Here is a 16109-nt window from a genome sequence, read left to right on the forward strand (position 1 = left end):
GGGCCGTCGCGGTGTTCGGGTGTCCGTACGGTGGCGCGTCCGGTCAGACGTAGCGCTCCAGGATGGACGATTCGGCAAGGCGGGACAGGCCCTCGCGGACCGAGCGGGCACGGGTCTCGCCGACGCCCTCGACGGTCTGCAGGTCGTCGATGCTCGCGGCGAGCAGCTTCTGGAGGCCGCCGAAGTGCTCGACCAGGCGCTCTATGACCGTGTTGGGCAGGCGCGGGATCTTCGCCAGCAGGCGGTAGCCGCGCGGCGAGACGGCCGAGTCCAGCGACTCCGGCGAGCCCGAGTAGCCGAGCGCCTTGGCGACGGTCTGGAGGTCCAGCAGCTCGGCGTGGGTGAGCGCCTCCAGGTCGGCCAGCACCTCGGTGACCGTCCGGCCCTTCTTGGCGGCCCGCTCCGGGAAGTAGTCCCGGGCGACCAGCTCGCGCTCCGGCTCCACGCCCGCGATCAGCTCGTCCAGCTGCAGCGAGAGCAGTCGGCCGTCGATGCCGAGCTCCAGCACGTAGCCGGCGATCTCGGTGGCGATCAGCCGGACCATCTCCAGGCGCTGGGCCACGGCGGTGACGTCCCGGACCGTCACCAGGTCCTCGATCTCCAGCGCGGAGAGCGTTCCGGCCACCTCGTCCAGGCGCAGCTTGTAGCGCTCCAGGGTGGCCAGCGCCTGGTTGGCGCGGGACAGGACGGTGGTGGAGTCCTCCAGCACCCGGCGGGTGCCGTTGACGTACATCGCGATCAGCCGCATCGAGTGCGAAACCGCGACCACCGGGTAGCCCGTCTGCCGGTTGACCCGCTCGGCGGTGCGGTGGCGGGTGCCGGTCTCGTCGGTCGGGATGGTCGAGTCCGGCATCAGGTGCACGCCGGCCCGGACGATCTTGGTGATGTCCTTGTCGAGCACCACCGCGCCGTCCAGCTTGCACAGCTCGCGCAGCCGGGTGGCGCTGAACTCGACGTCCAGGACGAAGCCGCCGGTGCACAGGGACTCGACGGTCCGGTCGAAGCCCAGCACGATCAGACCGCCGGTGTTGGCCCGCAGGACCCGCTCCAGGCCGTCACGAAGCGCGGTACCGGGCGCGATGGCGGTGAGGGAGGCCCGCAGCAGGGCCTCCTCGCGGGAGGCCTTGTCCGCCCCCCGGTCGCTGGCTGCCACGTGACTCCTCCGGTCGACCCGTGCCGCGCGCCTCACGCCGTGCGCCGGTCCGCGGTCTGTTGCTCTGTCGCTCAGTACCGCTCGGTACTGCCTTCTGGCCAATGAGACTGGGGAAAGTCTAACTGTGTGTGGCCTCGGCAGGGCTTGGGTCAGCGCAGTTCGTCGGAGTCGAGCGGCTCCCAGCCGTCCATCAGCTCCTCGGGGTACGCCGCCGGGCGGTCCGCGGACCGGGCGGAGCGCGGGGACGGCGGCGCCGACGGTGCCTCACCGCGCGGCTCGGTGCGCGGCTTGGCGGCCGAACGGCGGCGGCCCGGGATGGCCCGCAGCGCCTCGCCGATGTCGGCCACCTCGACCACCTTCATGCCCGGCGGCACCTTGCCCGGGTCCGGCGGGACCAGGGCGTGGGTGAAGCCCAGCCGGTGCGCCTCGGCGAGCCGCCGCTGCACACCCGTCACCCGCCGTACCTCGCCCGCCAGGCCGACCTCGCCGATCGCCACCAGGTTGCTGGGCAGCGGGGTGTCGGTGGAGGAGCTGGCCACCGCGAGCGCCACCGCGAGGTCCGCGGAGGGCTCGGTCAGCTTCACCCCGCCGACCGTCGCGGTGTAGATGTCCTGCTTGCCGAGCTTCACCCCGCCGTGCCGCTCGACCACGGCCAGGATCATCGCGATCCGGGGGGACTCCAGGCCCGAGGTGGTGCGCCGCGGGGAGGGGATCTGCGAATCCACCATCAGTGCCTGCACCTCGGCCACCAGCGGGCGCTTGCCCTCCAGGGTGACGGTGAGGCAGGTGCCCGGGACGGGCTTGTCACGCCTGGTCAGGAAGAGGCCGGACGGGTCGGCCAGGCCGACGATGCCCTCGTCGTGCAGCTCGAAGCAGCCGACCTCGTCGGTGGCGCCGTAACGGTTCTTGACCCCGCGGATCAGCCGCAGCCGGGCGTGCCGGTCGCCCTCGAAGCTCAGTACCACGTCCACCAGGTGCTCCAGCAGGCGCGGACCGGCGATCTGGCCGTCCTTGGTGACGTGGCCGACCAGCAGGGTGGCCATGCCGCGCTCCTTCGACGCCCGGATCAGCGCGCCCGCCACCTCGCGGACCTGCGCCGGGCCACCGGGGGCGCCGTCCAGCTCGGCGGAGGCGATGGTCTGCACCGAGTCCAGGATCAGCAGGCCGGGGTTGACCGCCTCGATGTGCCCGAGCACCGCGCCGAGATCCTGCTCGGCGGCGAGGTAGAGGTGCTCGGAGAGGGCGTTGATCCGGTCCGCGCGCAGCCGGACCTGGCCGGCCGACTCCTCGCCGGTGACGTAGAGCGTGCGGTGCTGCGCGGTGGCCGCCTTGGCGGCGACGTCCAGCAGCAGGGTGGACTTGCCGACGCCGGGCTCGCCGGCCAGCAGCACCACCGCGCCGGGCACCAGGCCCCCGCCGAGCACCCGGTCCAGCTCCGGCACGCCCGTCGAACGGGCCGTCGCGACCTGGCCGTCCACCTGGGCGATCGGGCGGGCGGGCGCGCTGACCGGGCCGGCGGCCGTGGTGCGGATCGGCACCGCGCCGTACTCCTCGACCGTGCCCCAGGCGTTGCACTCCGGGCAGCGGCCGACCCACTTGGGCAGCTGATTGCCGCACTCGGTGCAGCGGTACGCCGGGCGGGGCTTGGCGGTGGTCTTGGAACGCGGAGGCATGCCGCCCACCGTAGCGTCCGGGTCCGACAACGGCGGTCCGCAGGCGGGCCGGGTCGGGGCCGGCGACCAGGGTCCGCGGGCGGGCCGACCGCGCGTCCACACAGATGGGCGATGTTGTTACCCGAAAGAAGTACATACGCGGCGAATGGCCGGGGTCAGCCGTCCGCGTTCTCTACCGTCGGACGGGTGACGACGAGAACTGTGGGGCCGGACGGGCCTGCCCGGTCGACCCGATCGGTCAGGCCGGGCAGGTCGGGTAGACCTGCCGGGTCGGGCGGGTCCGGCGGGTCCGGCGGGTCGGCCGGGGTGCGGGCCGCCGCCGTGCTCGCGGCGTACGACCGGCAGGTGGACGGCCTGTTCACCTACTGCCTCTCGGTGCTCTGCGAGCACGACGCGGCCGCCGACGCCCTGCGCGAGGTCCGCGAGCTGGCACGACGGCACGGCGCCCGGCTGGCCGAGCCCGGGCTGCTGCGCGCCTGGCTGTTCTCCCTCGCCCGGTACTGCTGTCTGCGCCGGCTCGCCGGCGACGCCCCGGGTCCGACCGGTGCCGAGGCCGGGCGGACCGCCCCGGCCGAGCCCGGCGAGGCCGAGGCGGCCCGACGGCGGCGCGAGCTCTCCTCGCTCGCCTGGCCCGAGGCGGCCGGCACCGACCCGGAACAGCGCGAGGCGCTGGAACTCTCCGTCCGGCACCGGCTGACCCCGCTGGAGGTGGCGGCCGTACTGGGCCAGCCGTTCGAACGGACCCGCGCGCTGCTGGCCGGGGCCGAGGCCGAGGTCGCCCGGACCAGGGCGGCGCTGCTGGTGCTCGGCGTGGGCAGCTGCCCGGAACTGGACCGGCTCGGCGGGGCCGGGGCGGAGTCCTGGCGGGACTGGGTGCTCGGCCCGGCGCTGCGCCGGGAGCTGGTGCAGCACGTGGTGGACTGCCCGACCTGCCGGGGGACGGCGGAGCGGGTGGCCGCGGGCGAGGCGGCGGAGGGTACGGCGGGGGCGGCGGGGCTGTCCGGGTTGGCGCTGCTGCGGGCTCCGGCGGACCTCCTCGGGGCCGTCGCGGCCACCGGTGGGGCGGCCGCTCCGGCGGCGGCTGCTCGGGCTGTGGGTCCTCGGGTAGCGGGTGCTCGGGGCGCGGAGCCGGGGCTGCGGTTCGACCAGAGCGGCTTCCCCCGGCACCGGGCGCCGGACGCGGGGCGCGGGTTGGCGGTGCGTCGGCGGGTGGTGACCACCGGTGTGTTGGCGGCCGTACTGGCGGCGCCGGTGATCGCGCTCTGGGCCGGGCACCGGGGCGGTGTCGGGTCGGGGTCGGCGGCCTCGGTGTCGGCGGTACGGGTGGACGCGGCCGGGCAGCCGACCGGGCAGCGGCCCCGGCCCACGGTGGACGGCCCGGCTGGGGCGGGTGCGCCCGGCATGCCCGGGATGGAGCTGGCGGGAGCCGGGCCCGGGATGGTCGCGGGCGGTGCCCGCGGAAGCGATGCAGAAACGTTGCCTCCCGGTTTTCCGCGGCTCACCTTCCAGGGCGCGGCCATCCCGGTCCCGGCCCACGGCGCCACCCCGCTCAGCAGCCCGACCCTGGTCGCCGCACCGGCCCCGGCTGCCGACCAGGCCTCCGCGACGGGCACCGGCGAGCCGGCCCCGGCCGGGCTGCTCACCGTCGAGGCCGGCGAGTACGGCAACCGGACCATCCTCACCCTCACCAACTCCGGCGCCACGGAGATCCGTTGGCACGCGGTGACGGACGCCGGCTGGCTCCGGCTCAGCCGCGACGCCGGCACCCTGGCGCCCGGCCAGCGGATCACCGTGATCGTCACCGTGGACGAGGACCAGGCGCCGACGACCCACTGGACCGCCCGGATCGCGCTGCCGCCCTCCCAGGCGGTGGTCACCCTGGAGGGCGGGCCGCACAACCGTGGCGGCTCCGCCTCCTCCCCGGCCGATCCGTCACCGTCGTCGACACCGTCCTCGGCGCCGGCGACACCGGTGCCCAGCGGTTCCACCACCACCTCGCCCACGGCGGCACCCACCGCGTCCCCGTCGCCCTCCGACCCACCGACGAACACCCCGTCCCCCTCGGGCACAGCGACGAGCTCCTCGCCACATCCGACAGGCACGGCAACGGCCTCCCCGTCGCAGCGCTAACGGCCCACGCAAACGCGGCAGTCCTCCCTCCCGGCCGGCACCCGAAGCCGGGAGCGCGCCAGAAGTCGATCAGGCCGACTTCTCGCGCGCGCCGAGGGCGGGCCAGGAGCCGAATATGTAGACCGACCGCCATAATCCCGCCCGCAAAACCGAGAACGCACGAGAAGTCGGCCCACCCGACTTCTCGTGCGCGGCGGGGCGGGCGCGGCAGGGGCCGGGATGGCAGCGCGGCACGCGGGGTGCGCGCGGTAGGTCTGAGATGGCGGCGCAGCGTGCGCGGCGGAATCCGGCTTGCTGGCGGGCTGGGGTCCGGGGCCGGCGGGGGCAGGAATCAAGGGGCGGCGGGGCGTGCGGGGGTGTGCGCGGCGGGATCCGGGGTGCTGGCGGGGCGTGCGGGGTGGGGCCCGAGGTGGGTGGCGGCGGGGCGGGCGCGGCAGGGGCCCGGGGTGGCAGCGCGGCACGCGGGGTGTACGCGGTAGGTCCGAGATGGCGGCGCAGCGTGCGCGGCGGGATCCGGGGTGCTGGCGGGCTGGGGTCCGGGGCCGGCGGGTTGGGGTCTGGGGGCGGCGGGGCGGGCGGGGGTGGGAGCTGGGGTGCTGGCGGGGCGAGCGCGGCGGGGTCCCGGGGGCAGCGCGGCTTGCGGGGTGTGCGCGGTAGGGGCCGGGGTGGCGGCGGGTTGGGGTCCAGGGGCGGCGGGGCGTTGGTGGGCCCGGGGTCAGAGGCGGTGGATCGGGGGGACTTGGTAGGTGCCGTCCAGGACGGCGGGTTCGGGTTGGTAGATGCGGAGGATGGGGCGGAACTCGCCGGGTGGGGTGGGGAGCCAGTTGGCGGCGGCGGTCGGGTCCTCGGGCTGGTCGTGCCGGAGGGTCAGGGTGAGGGAGCCGTCCTCGCCGTGGACCAGTCCTGGGGTGCGGTCGCCGATCGAGTAGCGGTCGATCGGATTCTCCACCAGGTAGTAGTCCGGGACGGAGTACATCGTGACGGACCAGAACGCCCCGGCCGGGGGCGGCTGGTCGAAGCGCAGGGTGTAGTCGTGGAGGCCGGTGAGGGGCCGGCCGTCGGAGTCGTCGTAGGTCATCGCGTACGAGGCCTCGTAGGCGTGGTTGCCCCAGAGGCCGGCCCGGGCGGCGGCGGCCCGGCTGAGGTAGGCGGCGCGGCGGTCGGGGATGCGCCACTCGGGGTCGTCGAGGGTGCCGGGGCCCAGGTGGTCGGTGTTGTAGTCGAAGAGGTGGAGGGCGCTGCGCCACTCGCCGGGCGGGTGGTCCTCGGGCGGGCGGGTGGCGTCCTCGACCCGTTCGCGGCCAGCGGCCAGGCCCTTGGCCAGCGCCAGTGTCCATTCGGCGGCGGCCGCGCGGTACGGCGAGGCGCCGTCGTCGAGCAGGCCGAGCGGGGCGAAGCGGCGCTGGTACTCGATGTCGGCGGTGGCGGGCGGGAAGGCCTGCATCCAGACCCGCAGCCGCTCGAAGAAGGCCAGCCGCTCGGGGACGTCCGCGTCCGGTTCGGGGAGTCCGGCGACCAGGCCTCCGGGTTCCAGCGGTTCCAGTTCGAGGGCGGCCTGGAGGGCCCGGACCCGGGGGAAGTCGTCCGGGCCGGCGCAGGCGAAGCGGCCGACGAGGGTGCCGACGGTGGTCGGCAGTTCAATCACCCGGTCGGGGTCCGAGGGGGTGCCGTGCCAGCCGGGCGGGACGATCAGCCAGGTCTGCGCGCCGGTGCCGGTGGCCCGGCGGCCGAGGTAGGCGACGTTGTCCGTCCAGGCGTCGATGATCTGCAGCACGTAGTAGGCGCCGGCGGTGTCCGGGACGCGCAGCACCTGCGGGCCCTCGGAGAGGTCGAGCTGGGCGATCGAGTAGACCGTGTCGTTGTTGACCGAGACGAAGCGGTCGGCCGGACCGGCCAGCCGGGTGGCGTGGCTGAGGTGGTTGAACGGCGCCGCCGGCAGGGTGCCCAGGCCACCGCGGTCGAAGCGCTCGACCATGGTGAGGCCGGCGACCAGCGGGTAGCCGTAGACGTACGCGTCGGCGGCCAGGGCCTCCAGCTCGGGCTGGTTCATCACGGGTCCTTCGTCCGGGGCGGGCAGCCGGTCGGCGGGGGCGGCGGCGCCGGCGCGGCACCGGTGGGACGCTCGACGCCGGCGGGCCGTCGGTGCCGGCGCGGCGGGCGGGTCCGCCGTGCGGGGCGCGCACCGGGCCGGGGTGCGGTCGCCGACCGCGGTACACCTCGGATGCTAAGCGGGGCCGGGTGGGGCGGCACGTCGGACCGGACGCCGCGCGGCTTCCGCCCGCCGGGATCTGCTGTGCGCTGATCCGGGCGTACCGGCGGGGCGGCCGGGAGAGGGTCGTCGGTATGAAGATCCTCCTGCTTGGGGGCTCGTCCTTCCTCGGACGGGCCTACGCTGCCGAGGCCCTCGCCAGGGGCCACCGGGTGACCACCTTCAACCGCGGCCGCAGCGCCGCCGACCTGCCCGGTGTCGAGGCCGTCCGGGGCGACCGCGACAGCGCCGGGGACCTCGCTCGGCTGGTCGACGGCCGCAGTTGGGACGCCGTCGTCGACACCTCCGCCCAGCAGCCCGCCCAGGCCGCGCTCAGCGCCCGGCTGCTGCGCGGGCGGGCCGGGCACTACACCTTCGTCTCCTCCGTGCACGCCTTCGCCGACTGGCCCGCCCACGTGGTCGACGAGGGTTCCGCGCCGCGCCCCTGCCCCGCCGACACCCCGCCCGACCAGCCGCCCGGCAACGCCCTGAAGGCCGGCTGCGAGCGCGCCGTGCTGGCGGGGTTCGGCGCCGGGCGCACGCTGGTGCTGAACAGCGGGCTGCTCGTCGGGCCGTACGAGTTCGGCGGCCGGCTGCCCTGGTGGCTGGAGCGGATGGCGCGCGGCGGGCGGGTGCTCGCCCCGGGGGATCCGCGGCGGACCATGCAGGTGATCGACGTCCGGGACTTCGCCGCCTTCGGGCTGGACCTGCTGACGGCCGGGACGGCGGGGCGGTTCGTCACGACGGCGCCGCCGGGGCGGCTCCGCTTCGGCGAGTGGCTGGAGACCTGCCGGGAGGTGGCGGGCGCCGCGGACACCGAGCTGGTCCGGGTCCCGGACGGGCAGCTGCTCGCCGAGGGGCCGGACCGGGTCGACTGGTGGACCGAACTCCCGCTCTGGGCACCGGACCTGCCCGAGCTGGCGGGCGTCTGGCTGGCCGACACCGGCCGGGCGGAGGCGGCCGGGCTGCGCTGCCGGCCGTTCGCCGAGACGGCGCGGGACACCTGGGAGTGGCTGCGGACGCGCGGGCCGGTCGAGGACACCGACGCCGAGGGGCGCAAGGGGCGGCCGGGGGCGGCGGTGCGGCACGGCATCGAACCCGCCAAGGAGCGGCGGCTGTTGGCCGCCTTCGGCTGACGGCGAGGTCGGCCGGGCCGTGGAGGCGGCCGGGGGTGGGAAGCCGGCCGGGCCGGCCTCCCACCCCCGGGGAGACACCGGGGAAAGGCCCGGGGACGCATCCGGCCCGGGCAGCCCGCTCAGTGCGTGCGGCGGGTGACCAGCTCGGCGAGCGCCAGCAGCTCGTCGGCCGCGGCCGGCTCCGGGACCGCGGCGGCCAGCTGCGCCATCGCCGTGGCCATCCGCTCGCAGGACTCGCCCTGCGCCCAGCCACGCCCGCCGGCCGCCTCGACGGCCGCCGCGCACTGCGCCAACTCCTCGGGGCTCAGCGGGCGTTCGATCGCGTACAGCTCGGCCAGCCGCTTGCCGTCCACGGTGCCGGACCCCAGCGCCGCGACCACCGGCAGCGACTTCTTCCGGGCGACCAGGTCCGCGCCGACCGGCTTGCCGGTGACCGCCGGATCCCCCCAGATGCCGATCAGGTCGTCGATCAGCTGGAAGGCCAGGCCGATCTCCCGGCCGAAGCCGTCCAGCGCCTGCGCCGCCTCCTCGGAGGCGCCCCCGTACAGGGCGCCCATCGAGCAGGCCGCGCCGAGCAGCGCGCCGGTCTTGGCCTCCGCCATCGCCAGGCACTCGGGCAGCGAGACGTCGTCGCGCCGCTCGAAGGCGCAGTCGATCTGCTGGCCCTCGCAGAGCTCGACCACGCAGTCGGCGAGCCGGCGGATCGAGCCCTGGGCGGCCGGGTGGGTGTCCTCGGCGAGCAGGCGCAGCGCGAGGGAGTGCATGGCGTCCCCGGCCAGGATGGCCTCGGTGGTGCCGAACACCCGCCAGGCGGTGGGCCGGTGGCGCCGGGTGTCGTCCCGGTCGATGACGTCGTCGTGGAGCAGGGTGAAGTTGTGCACCAGCTCCACCGCGGCGGCCGCGGCGACGGCCTCGTTGGGCCTGCCGCCCAGGGCCTGGGTGGCGGCGAGGACCATGGCCGGCCGGATCGCCTTGCCGGCGGGGGCCTCGGCGGGGGTGCCGTCCGCCTCCCACCAGCCGAAGTGGTAGCCGGACACCTTGCGCATGGTGCCGGGCAGCGAGTCGACGGCGGCCCGCAGGACCGGGTCGACCAAGGCGCGGGTCCGGGCGAGGATGTCCGCCGCCTCGTGCCCCTCTTTGTGGTCCCGCTCCAGCGTGGGACTCGTCATGGGTCTCTCCCCCTGTCGGGCGCCTGTCGTGGGACGGCCCGCCGACGGCGGACCGGAGTTGCGCTGCGGTGCCGGGCGCGGTCGCGCCTCGCCCCGGCCGGGCCCGTGCCGGCAGGGTCGGTACGCACCGGGGTCGTACCGGCCGGGTCGGTACGCACCGGGGTCGTACCGGCCGGGTCCGTACGCGCCGGGGCCGCCGTCCGCCGGGGCCGGATGGGCGGCCCCGACGGACGGCACGACGGCGCGGCGCCGCGACCGGCCGCGCGAACCGTCAGTACTGCGCGATGTCCACGTTCTCCAGGACGCCGACCGCGTCCGGCACCAGGATCGCGGCGGAGTAGTAGGCGCTCACCAGGTAGGAAATGATGGCCTTGTCGTCGATTCCCATGAACCGCACCGAAAGGCTCGGCTGGTATTCGTCCGGAATTCCGGTCTGGTGGAGGCCGATGACGCCCTGGTTGTCCTCGCCGATGCGCATCGCGAGGATCGAGCTGGTGCTCCCGACGATCGGGATCTTGTTGCACGGGAAGACCGGGACGCCGCGCCAGGACTGGATCTGCTTGCCGTCGACCTCGACCGTGTCCGGGTAGAGGCCGCGCTTGTTGAGCTCCCGGCCGAAGGCGGCGATGGCCCTGGGGTGGGCCAGGAACAGCTTGGTGCCGCGGCGGCGGCTGAGCAGCTCGTCCATGTCGTCCGGGGTGGGCGGGCCGGAGTGGGTCTGGAAGCGCTGGTCGTACGCGGCGTTGCCGAGCAGGCCGAAGTCGGGGTTGTTGACGAGCTCGTGCTCCTGGCGCTCGCGCAGGGCCTCGATGGTCAGCCGCAGCTGGTGCTCGGTCTGGTTCATCGGCTGGTTGTAGAGGTCGGCGACCCGGCTGTGCACCTTGAGGATGGTCTGCGCGACGCTGAGCTCGTACTCGCGCGGCTTGAGCTCGTAGTCCACGAAGGCGCCGGGCAGCTCGTACTCGCCCTGGTGGCCGGCGGAGAGGTCGATCGCGGCCTCGCCGTGCTTGTTCTGCGCCTGCTGGAAGCCGTTCAGGTATTCGATGATCTGGAGCTGGAGCGCCTCGGAGCGGTCGTGCAGCTCCTGGAAGGCGGGCCAGGACAGCGTCATCACGGTGCCGGCCGTCGCGGCGCGGACGGTGTACGGCCAGGCGCCGCCGTCCTGCCGGACCGCCTCGTCGCCGAGGTGGTCGCCGTCGGCGAGGGTGCCGACGACCGTCTCCTCGCCGTACTTGCCGGTGCCCAGCCGGTCGAGCTTGCCGTGCGCGATCAGGAACACCTCGGTGATCGGGGCGCCGGCCTGGACCAGCACGTCGCCCGGGGCGAACTCCCGCTGCACGAAGCGCGAGGCCAGCTCCTCCAGCACGGCCTCGTCCTGGAACCCGCGCAGCACCGGCACCTCGGCCAGCGTGGGCGCGACGATCCGCACCTCGGCACCGGTCTTGACGAAACCCACCCGGCCGCGGCCGACCGAGTGGCGCAGGCGGCGGTTCACCCGGTAGGTGCCGCCGGACACCTGCACCCAGGGCAGCTTCCTGAGCAGCCAGCGCGGGCTGATGCCCTGCATCTGGGGCGCGGACTTGGTGGTCGTCGCGAGGTTCCGCGCGCCGGCCGTGCTCAGACTCTGCTGCTGCCGGATCTCCGACTGCGCACTGGGCGCGGGAATTCCGGCATTGGTTTCGGTCGACATGGGGGAGCCCTTCGCATATCCCGATGAAGTGTCGCCTTGCACATGCGTGTTGCAGCTTCATGGTGGGCCCTGTCGAGGGTGCCCCGCAATCACTCGTTCGAGTGGTTCGGAATGCCTAAACAAATAGTACGAATAGATCACCCGATCGATATCTGTTCGACCGTCCATTCGAACAACTCGGAGCGCGGCGCCCCATCCTCCCCCATCCGCGCCCCGAACCGCGCCACCCCGCGCCACGATCCACAGGCGGCGCCCCCGCCGTCCGGACCGTTCGAACAGGCCGCTAGGGTGCGCTGACCTTTCGTCAACTCTCTTCCGGAGAGGGTCACATGAGTGCACCCGTACGTGTCTGGCTGAACCGCACCTACGCCGAGAACGTCTTCTTCATCGAACAACTGCGCGCCGCCCCGCGCCCGGTGGTGGTCCACGCGACCCACGGCGACCCGGACTCCCCCGTGCTCGCCGCCGCCGACCACGGCAGCGCCGAGCCGGCCGACCTGCCGGCGGACGGCTACGTCGGCTACGCGCTGGACTACTGCGCCCGGCACGCCGTCGACGTCTTCGTCCCGCAGCTGCACCAGCTCGCCATCGCCCTCGCCCGGCCGGAGTTCGAGGCGATCGGCACCGCGCTGCTCTGCCCGCCGGCCACCGCGATAGCGGCCTTCACCAGCAAGGCCGACGGCTACGCGGTGATCGCCGGGGCCGGCCTGCCCACCCCGCCCTGGTGGCGGGTGCGCACCCCCGGCGAGCTGTGGGACGCCGTCGAGCGGATCGAGGACGCCGGGCACACCGCCTGCCTCAAACCCACCGCCGGTGCGGGCGGCGCCGGCTTCCGGGTGCTCACCCGGGAACCGTACGGAGCGCGGCGGCTGACCGGCTGGGACCACCGGGTGCAGGTCGATCAGGTGGCCGCGGCACTGGCCGAGGGCGGCCCGGACGGCGAGCCGGTGGACCTGCTGGTGATGCCGTACCTGGACGGACCGGAGGTCTCGGTGGACTGCCTCGCCGACCGGGACGGCGGCCCGCTCACCGCGGTCGGACGCACCAAGGAGGGCCGCCGCCGCGGCTTCACCACCGAGGAGTGCTACCTGGACCCGGTCCGGCGGCTGGTCCGGGCGACCGGCATGGCGTACCTGTCCAACGTGCAGTTCCGCCGCTTCGACGGCCGGCCGGTGGTCATCGACGTCAACACCCGCCCCGCCGCCGGGCTCCACCAGCTGCGGCTGTGCGGCCTCAACCTGCCGTGGGACGCGGTGCGGCTGGCACTCGGGGAGCGGCCGGAGTACCCGGGGGCGGAACCGGACGTGCGCGGCATCGAGTACACGCTGGTGTCCGGCATCCGGCCGGTGCTTCAGCGCCGGGCGCCGGGGCGGGTGTCACTGGTCCGGGCGCTGCACCGGTGAACGGCCGAGCCCCTAGAGCGGGCCGTTCCAGTCGAGGGTCGGCTCCAGCACGCCCTCCAGGGTGAGCAGCCAGCGCTTCACCTCGATCCCGACCCGGCCGCCGCCGAAGCCGCCGATCCCGTCCGCCGCCACCACCCGGTGGCAGGGCACCAGCAGGGGGACGGGGTTGGCGGCCATCATCTGCCCGACCGTGCGGGCGGCCAGGCCGGGCTCCGTCACGTCCTCGAACACCCCGCTGCGGGCGGCCAGTTCGCCGTAGGTGATGGTCCGGCCGTACGGCACCTCGCGCCAGAGCGCCTGCAGCACCGCGCGGTGCGGGCCGGAGCTCAGGCTCCAGTCGATCGGCAGGCCCAGGTCGCGGGTGCGGCCCGCCAGGTAGGCGCCGATCCGCTCGGTCACGGCGGCGATCTTCGACTCGTCGGTGCACGGCGGCGCCTCGCCCTCGCGCGGCCCCCGGTAGCCGGCCGACACCACACCGAGCGGGGTCACCGCGATGTGCATCGGCCCGCTGGGCAGCGGCGTGGGCACGGTCAGCCAGGACATCGACCAGGACTGCGGCACGTTCGGGCCCCCACCCTCCGCCGGACCGGCCGCCGGCCACCCCGGCGTCCGGGGGGCGTCCCCGCCCCGCGCGCCATCGTACGGCGGGCGGCCGACAGGCCACGGCGCGCGATCCACGGGCTCGGGCGGGCCGGCAGCGGGCTCCGGCGGGCGGACAACGGGCTCCGGCGGCCGGCCCGGGTGCGGACGGTCCGCGGCCCGGGCCCGGGCCGCTCCGGTCAGAACTGCCCCTTCAGTCCGCGCGCGTTCGACGCGCACCAGTGCACCAGCTCGGCACGGTCCGGGGCGCGGCCCTCGCACAGCACGGCGAGCTGTTCGTCGTTGATCCGGTTCGGCCCCGGGATCTCCAGCAGGTACGCCAGGTCCGCCAGTACGGTGGCGAGCCGCTCCGCGTCCGCGTGGTCCAGGGTGACCGCGGACCCGTGATGGCTGATGGTGAGCGAGCCGGGCATGATCGACCTCCTCCGTCACCCCCGTCCTCCACCGTACGACCGGGTCGGCCGCCCCGCCCGCCGCGGAGGCGTACGTGCGCGGGTGGGGCAGCCGGTTGCGCTCCGGGGCCGGCCGGGCGCGGTGCGCGGTGGGCCGGGGGTGCGCCCCGGAGCCGTCCGAGGGGTTGGTCAGCTGTCCGGGCCCTCCTCCCAGCGACGGTCACGTACCGCCGGTACGGCCAACACTACGGCCCCGGCCGCCAGTTGCCAGACCGCTCCGATCAGCAGCACGGTGTCCGCGCCGAACCGGCCCGCCAGCGGACCGGCCGCCGCCAGCCCGAGCGGGCCGAGGGCGAAGGAGCCCAGCACGCCGAAGGCCGTCACCCGGCCGAGCAGTTCCACCGGCACCCACTTCTGGGTGGTGGTGCCGTAGAGCGTCCCGCAGACCGCCGAGCCGACCCCGGCCACCAGTGCGCCGGCGGCCACCCAGGGCAGCCCCGCCCCGGCCGCGAGCGCCGCGGAGGGCAGCGCCCAGGCCAGCGCCGCCAGGGACGCCACCGCGAGCGGGCGGGCCGGAGACCGGCCGAGCACCAGCAGGCCGCCCAGCACCGCGCCGACGCCGTAGACGCCCATCACCAGGCCCCAGGCGCGGGCACCGCCGAGGTCCCGCTGCGCGAGCAGCGGGCCGAGCACCAGGAAGGGGGCCCAGACCAGCAGGTTGAACAGGCCCATCTGCACGGTGGTGACCCACAGCCACGGGCGGGAGGCGAACTCCGACCAGCCGGCCCGCAGGTCCCGGACCATCGACCCCTCGCCGGCCGCCGCCCGCATCGGCAGTCGCAGCCCGGCCAGCGCGAAAGCGCCGACGCCGTACGTCACCGCGTCGGCCAGCAGCACCGTCGCCGGGCCCCAGGCGGCGGTGACCAGGCCGGCGGTGGCGGGGCCGACCACGGTGGACACCGAACGGGCCAGCCCCAGCAGGGCGTTGGCGTCCGCCACCAGTCCCGTACGGCGCACCAGGTCGGGCACGATCGCGCCGAAGGCCGGCATGAAGAGCCCCTCGCCGACCCCCCAGACCGCCACCAGCGCGACCATCGCCCAGACCGGGGCGTGCCCGGCCGCCAGCAGCCCGGCGAACAGCGCCTGGACCACGCCGCGCAACAGGTCCGAGCCCAGCATCACCCGGCGGCTGCCGATCCGGTCCGCGATCGCCCCGCCGGCCAGCAGCACCAGCACCACGGGGAGGATCCGGGCCGCCATCACCCACCCCAGGGCGGTGCCGCCTCCGCCGTTGCCGCTTCCACCACCACCGCCGTCGAGCACCGCGAAGGCGACCGCGACCGGCGCCATCGAGGAGCCGATCAGGGAGGTCGTGTACCCCAGGAAGAACCACGTGAACTCGCGCTCGCCGAACACGGCGAGCCGGTCTCCCAGGCGCCTTCGGCGGGCCGGGATCCGTTCGGTCTGCACTGCCATGTGCAGAAAGTCTGCGCGTCGACGGAGGGTGGATTCAAGGGATTGCGGGAAAAAAGTTGAGCCTTTGGGAATCAATTCGACGAGGATTCGATCTACCGCAGTAAATTCACACCTCTATGGCTCTCCACCTGCCGTTTACCGCGCCAGGCGACTATGGTTCAGATGTCCCGGAACAGTGATTTACTGCGGCACTTGGATTTCGGAAGAAGGCGATCGTGACAGGAACCGCGACAGCACTCCCACCGGTCGAATACGCCGTCGCCGTCGAGCGCTACCTGGCCGCCTCCGGGCTCGCCGACGGCTCCCGGCGGATCTACCGGATCGCACTGGACACCTGGGCCTGGGCACTCGCCAACCGGCCCGCCCCCACCGGCCCCGAACGGCGACGGGCCCGGCCGCCCGTCCTGCCGCTCGCCCTGCTCGACCACCCCGACGCCGCCGAGCGGCTCCGCGCCGCGGCCGCCCGGCGCGGCGCCGACACCGACCCGCGCACCCTCAACCGGGAGCTCTCCACCCTGCGCGCGGCCGTGGCCTGGTGGCGGGCCCGCGGCTGGCTCGACGGCGACCCGACCACCGGCCTGCTCCCCCGCCCACTGCCCGAACCCGCCACGGCCACCGGCCCGTTGAGCCCCGAGGAACTGCGCGCCCTGTTCACCCTCCGCGCGCCGCTGCGCGAGCAGGCGCTCTGGCACCTGCTGCACGAGTCCGGCGCCGCGATCGAGACCGTCCTCGCCCTGGACACCGACCACCTCGACCCGCCCCGCCGACGCACCCGCCCGCCCGGTACCCCGGTGCACTGGCAGTCCGGCACCGCCCGGCTGCTCCCCCTCCTGGTCGCCGGCCGCGCCACCGGCCCGCTCTTCCTCACCGACCGCCGCGCCCCCGCCGGCACCCCCGACCGCGACCGCTGCCCGTACACCGGCCACGCCCGCCTCTCCTACCGCCGCGCCGCCGAACTCTTCACCGCCCACACCCGGCCGCTCGGCCCGGGCTGGACCCTCCGCCGCCTGCGATCGGGGCGGTAGGGCGGGCCGGTAGG

The 16109-nt window shown here is 75.2% G+C and carries 12 protein-coding genes; 4 read left to right on the forward strand and 8 right to left on the reverse strand.

What is annotated here, in order from left to right:
- Positions 1-43: 43 nt before the first annotated feature.
- Entirely contained in the window at positions 44-1102 is a 1059-nt protein-coding gene (disA, locus tag ACLWS4_RS08085; protein WP_049659060.1) for a DNA integrity scanning diadenylate cyclase DisA, read from the reverse strand.
- A 200-nt stretch (positions 1103-1302) separates the two neighbouring features.
- Complete coding sequence (gene radA, locus ACLWS4_RS08090) at positions 1303-2826, reverse strand: DNA repair protein RadA (protein WP_074002122.1); 1524 nt, start codon at positions 2824-2826, stop codon at positions 1303-1305.
- A 306-nt stretch (positions 2827-3132) separates the two neighbouring features.
- Here radA and ACLWS4_RS08095 point away from each other — a divergent pair, with 306 nt between their 5' ends.
- On the forward strand, positions 3133-4956 hold the full coding sequence (locus tag ACLWS4_RS08095; RefSeq protein WP_416873647.1) for a BACON domain-containing protein: 1824 nt from the start codon (positions 3133-3135) through the stop codon (positions 4954-4956).
- Between the two features lie 715 nt (positions 4957-5671).
- Here ACLWS4_RS08095 and ACLWS4_RS08100 read toward each other — a convergent pair.
- The gene (locus ACLWS4_RS08100) at positions 5672-7006 is read right to left on the reverse strand and encodes a DUF1254 domain-containing protein (RefSeq protein ID WP_117488356.1); all 1335 of its coding nucleotides are present in this window, start codon (positions 7004-7006) and stop codon (positions 5672-5674) included.
- A 293-nt stretch (positions 7007-7299) separates the two neighbouring features.
- Here ACLWS4_RS08100 and ACLWS4_RS08105 point away from each other — a divergent pair, with 293 nt between their 5' ends.
- Positions 7300-8340, forward strand: coding sequence for an NAD-dependent epimerase/dehydratase family protein (locus ACLWS4_RS08105; protein WP_416873648.1), 1041 nt, complete (start codon positions 7300-7302; stop codon positions 8338-8340).
- Between the two features lie 119 nt (positions 8341-8459).
- Here the strand turns inward: ACLWS4_RS08105 and ACLWS4_RS08110 are convergent, their stop codons facing one another.
- Both ACLWS4_RS08110 and ACLWS4_RS08115 read right to left on the reverse strand, forming a co-directional pair.
- Positions 8460-9509: a family 2 encapsulin nanocompartment cargo protein polyprenyl transferase gene (locus tag ACLWS4_RS08110; protein WP_049657139.1), complete on the reverse strand. Its 1050-nt coding sequence runs from the start codon at positions 9507-9509 to the stop codon at positions 8460-8462.
- Positions 9510-9780: 271 nt separating this feature from the next.
- On the reverse strand, positions 9781-11199 hold the full coding sequence (locus ACLWS4_RS08115) for a family 2B encapsulin nanocompartment shell protein (protein ID WP_074001715.1): 1419 nt from the start codon (positions 11197-11199) through the stop codon (positions 9781-9783).
- Between the two features lie 329 nt (positions 11200-11528).
- On the opposite strand from ACLWS4_RS08115, the gene ACLWS4_RS08120 reads away from it, so the two are divergent.
- Positions 11529-12602 (forward strand): ATP-grasp domain-containing protein, encoded by a 1074-nt coding sequence (locus tag ACLWS4_RS08120; RefSeq protein ID WP_117488360.1) that lies wholly within the window; start codon positions 11529-11531, stop codon positions 12600-12602.
- A 12-nt stretch (positions 12603-12614) separates the two neighbouring features.
- Here ACLWS4_RS08120 and ACLWS4_RS08125 read toward each other — a convergent pair whose 3' ends face one another.
- The 3 genes from ACLWS4_RS08125 to ACLWS4_RS08135 form a co-directional block, all read right to left on the reverse strand.
- Positions 12615-13163 carry a methylated-DNA--[protein]-cysteine S-methyltransferase gene (locus ACLWS4_RS08125; RefSeq protein WP_304414273.1) on the reverse strand — a complete coding sequence of 183 codons (549 nt, stop codon included), beginning with the start codon at positions 13161-13163 and terminating at the stop codon, positions 12615-12617.
- Between the two features lie 218 nt (positions 13164-13381).
- Positions 13382-13615: a hypothetical protein gene (locus ACLWS4_RS08130; RefSeq protein WP_049661653.1), complete on the reverse strand. Its 234-nt coding sequence runs from the start codon at positions 13613-13615 to the stop codon at positions 13382-13384.
- Between the two features lie 168 nt (positions 13616-13783).
- A complete protein-coding gene (locus ACLWS4_RS08135; RefSeq protein WP_416873649.1) occupies positions 13784-15070 on the reverse strand; it encodes an MFS transporter in 1287 nt (428 codons plus the stop codon).
- A gap of 215 nt (positions 15071-15285) precedes the next feature.
- On the opposite strand from ACLWS4_RS08135, the gene ACLWS4_RS08140 reads away from it, so the two are divergent.
- Positions 15286-16095 carry a hypothetical protein gene (locus ACLWS4_RS08140; RefSeq protein WP_416873650.1) on the forward strand — a complete coding sequence of 270 codons (810 nt, stop codon included), beginning with the start codon at positions 15286-15288 and terminating at the stop codon, positions 16093-16095.
- The last annotated feature ends 14 nt before the right edge of the window (positions 16096-16109 follow it).

This window comes from Kitasatospora sp. SC0581 (genome assembly GCF_048159585.1).
In the GTDB taxonomy this organism is placed as follows: domain Bacteria; phylum Actinomycetota; class Actinomycetes; order Streptomycetales; family Streptomycetaceae; genus Kitasatospora.

Excerpts from the sequence above, each read along its gene's own strand:
- radA (WP_074002122.1), bottom strand. The coding sequence starts at position 2,826 with ATGCCTCCGCGTTCCAAGACCACCGCCAAGCCCCGCCCGGCGTACCGC.
- ACLWS4_RS08100 (WP_117488356.1), bottom strand. The coding sequence starts at position 7,006 with ATGAACCAGCCCGAGCTGGAGGCCCTGGCCGCCGACGCGTACGTCTAC.
- ACLWS4_RS08110 (WP_049657139.1), bottom strand. The coding sequence starts at position 9,509 with ATGACGAGTCCCACGCTGGAGCGGGACCACAAAGAGGGGCACGAGGCG.
- ACLWS4_RS08135 (WP_416873649.1), bottom strand. The coding sequence starts at position 15,070 with ATGGCAGTGCAGACCGAACGGATCCCGGCCCGCCGAAGGCGCCTGGGA.
- ACLWS4_RS08115 (WP_074001715.1), bottom strand. The coding sequence starts at position 11,199 with ATGTCGACCGAAACCAATGCCGGAATTCCCGCGCCCAGTGCGCAGTCG.
- ACLWS4_RS08130 (WP_049661653.1), bottom strand. The coding sequence starts at position 13,615 with ATGCCCGGCTCGCTCACCATCAGCCATCACGGGTCCGCGGTCACCCTG.
- ACLWS4_RS08105 (WP_416873648.1), top strand. The coding sequence starts at position 7,300 with ATGAAGATCCTCCTGCTTGGGGGCTCGTCCTTCCTCGGACGGGCCTAC.
- ACLWS4_RS08120 (WP_117488360.1), top strand. The coding sequence starts at position 11,529 with ATGAGTGCACCCGTACGTGTCTGGCTGAACCGCACCTACGCCGAGAAC.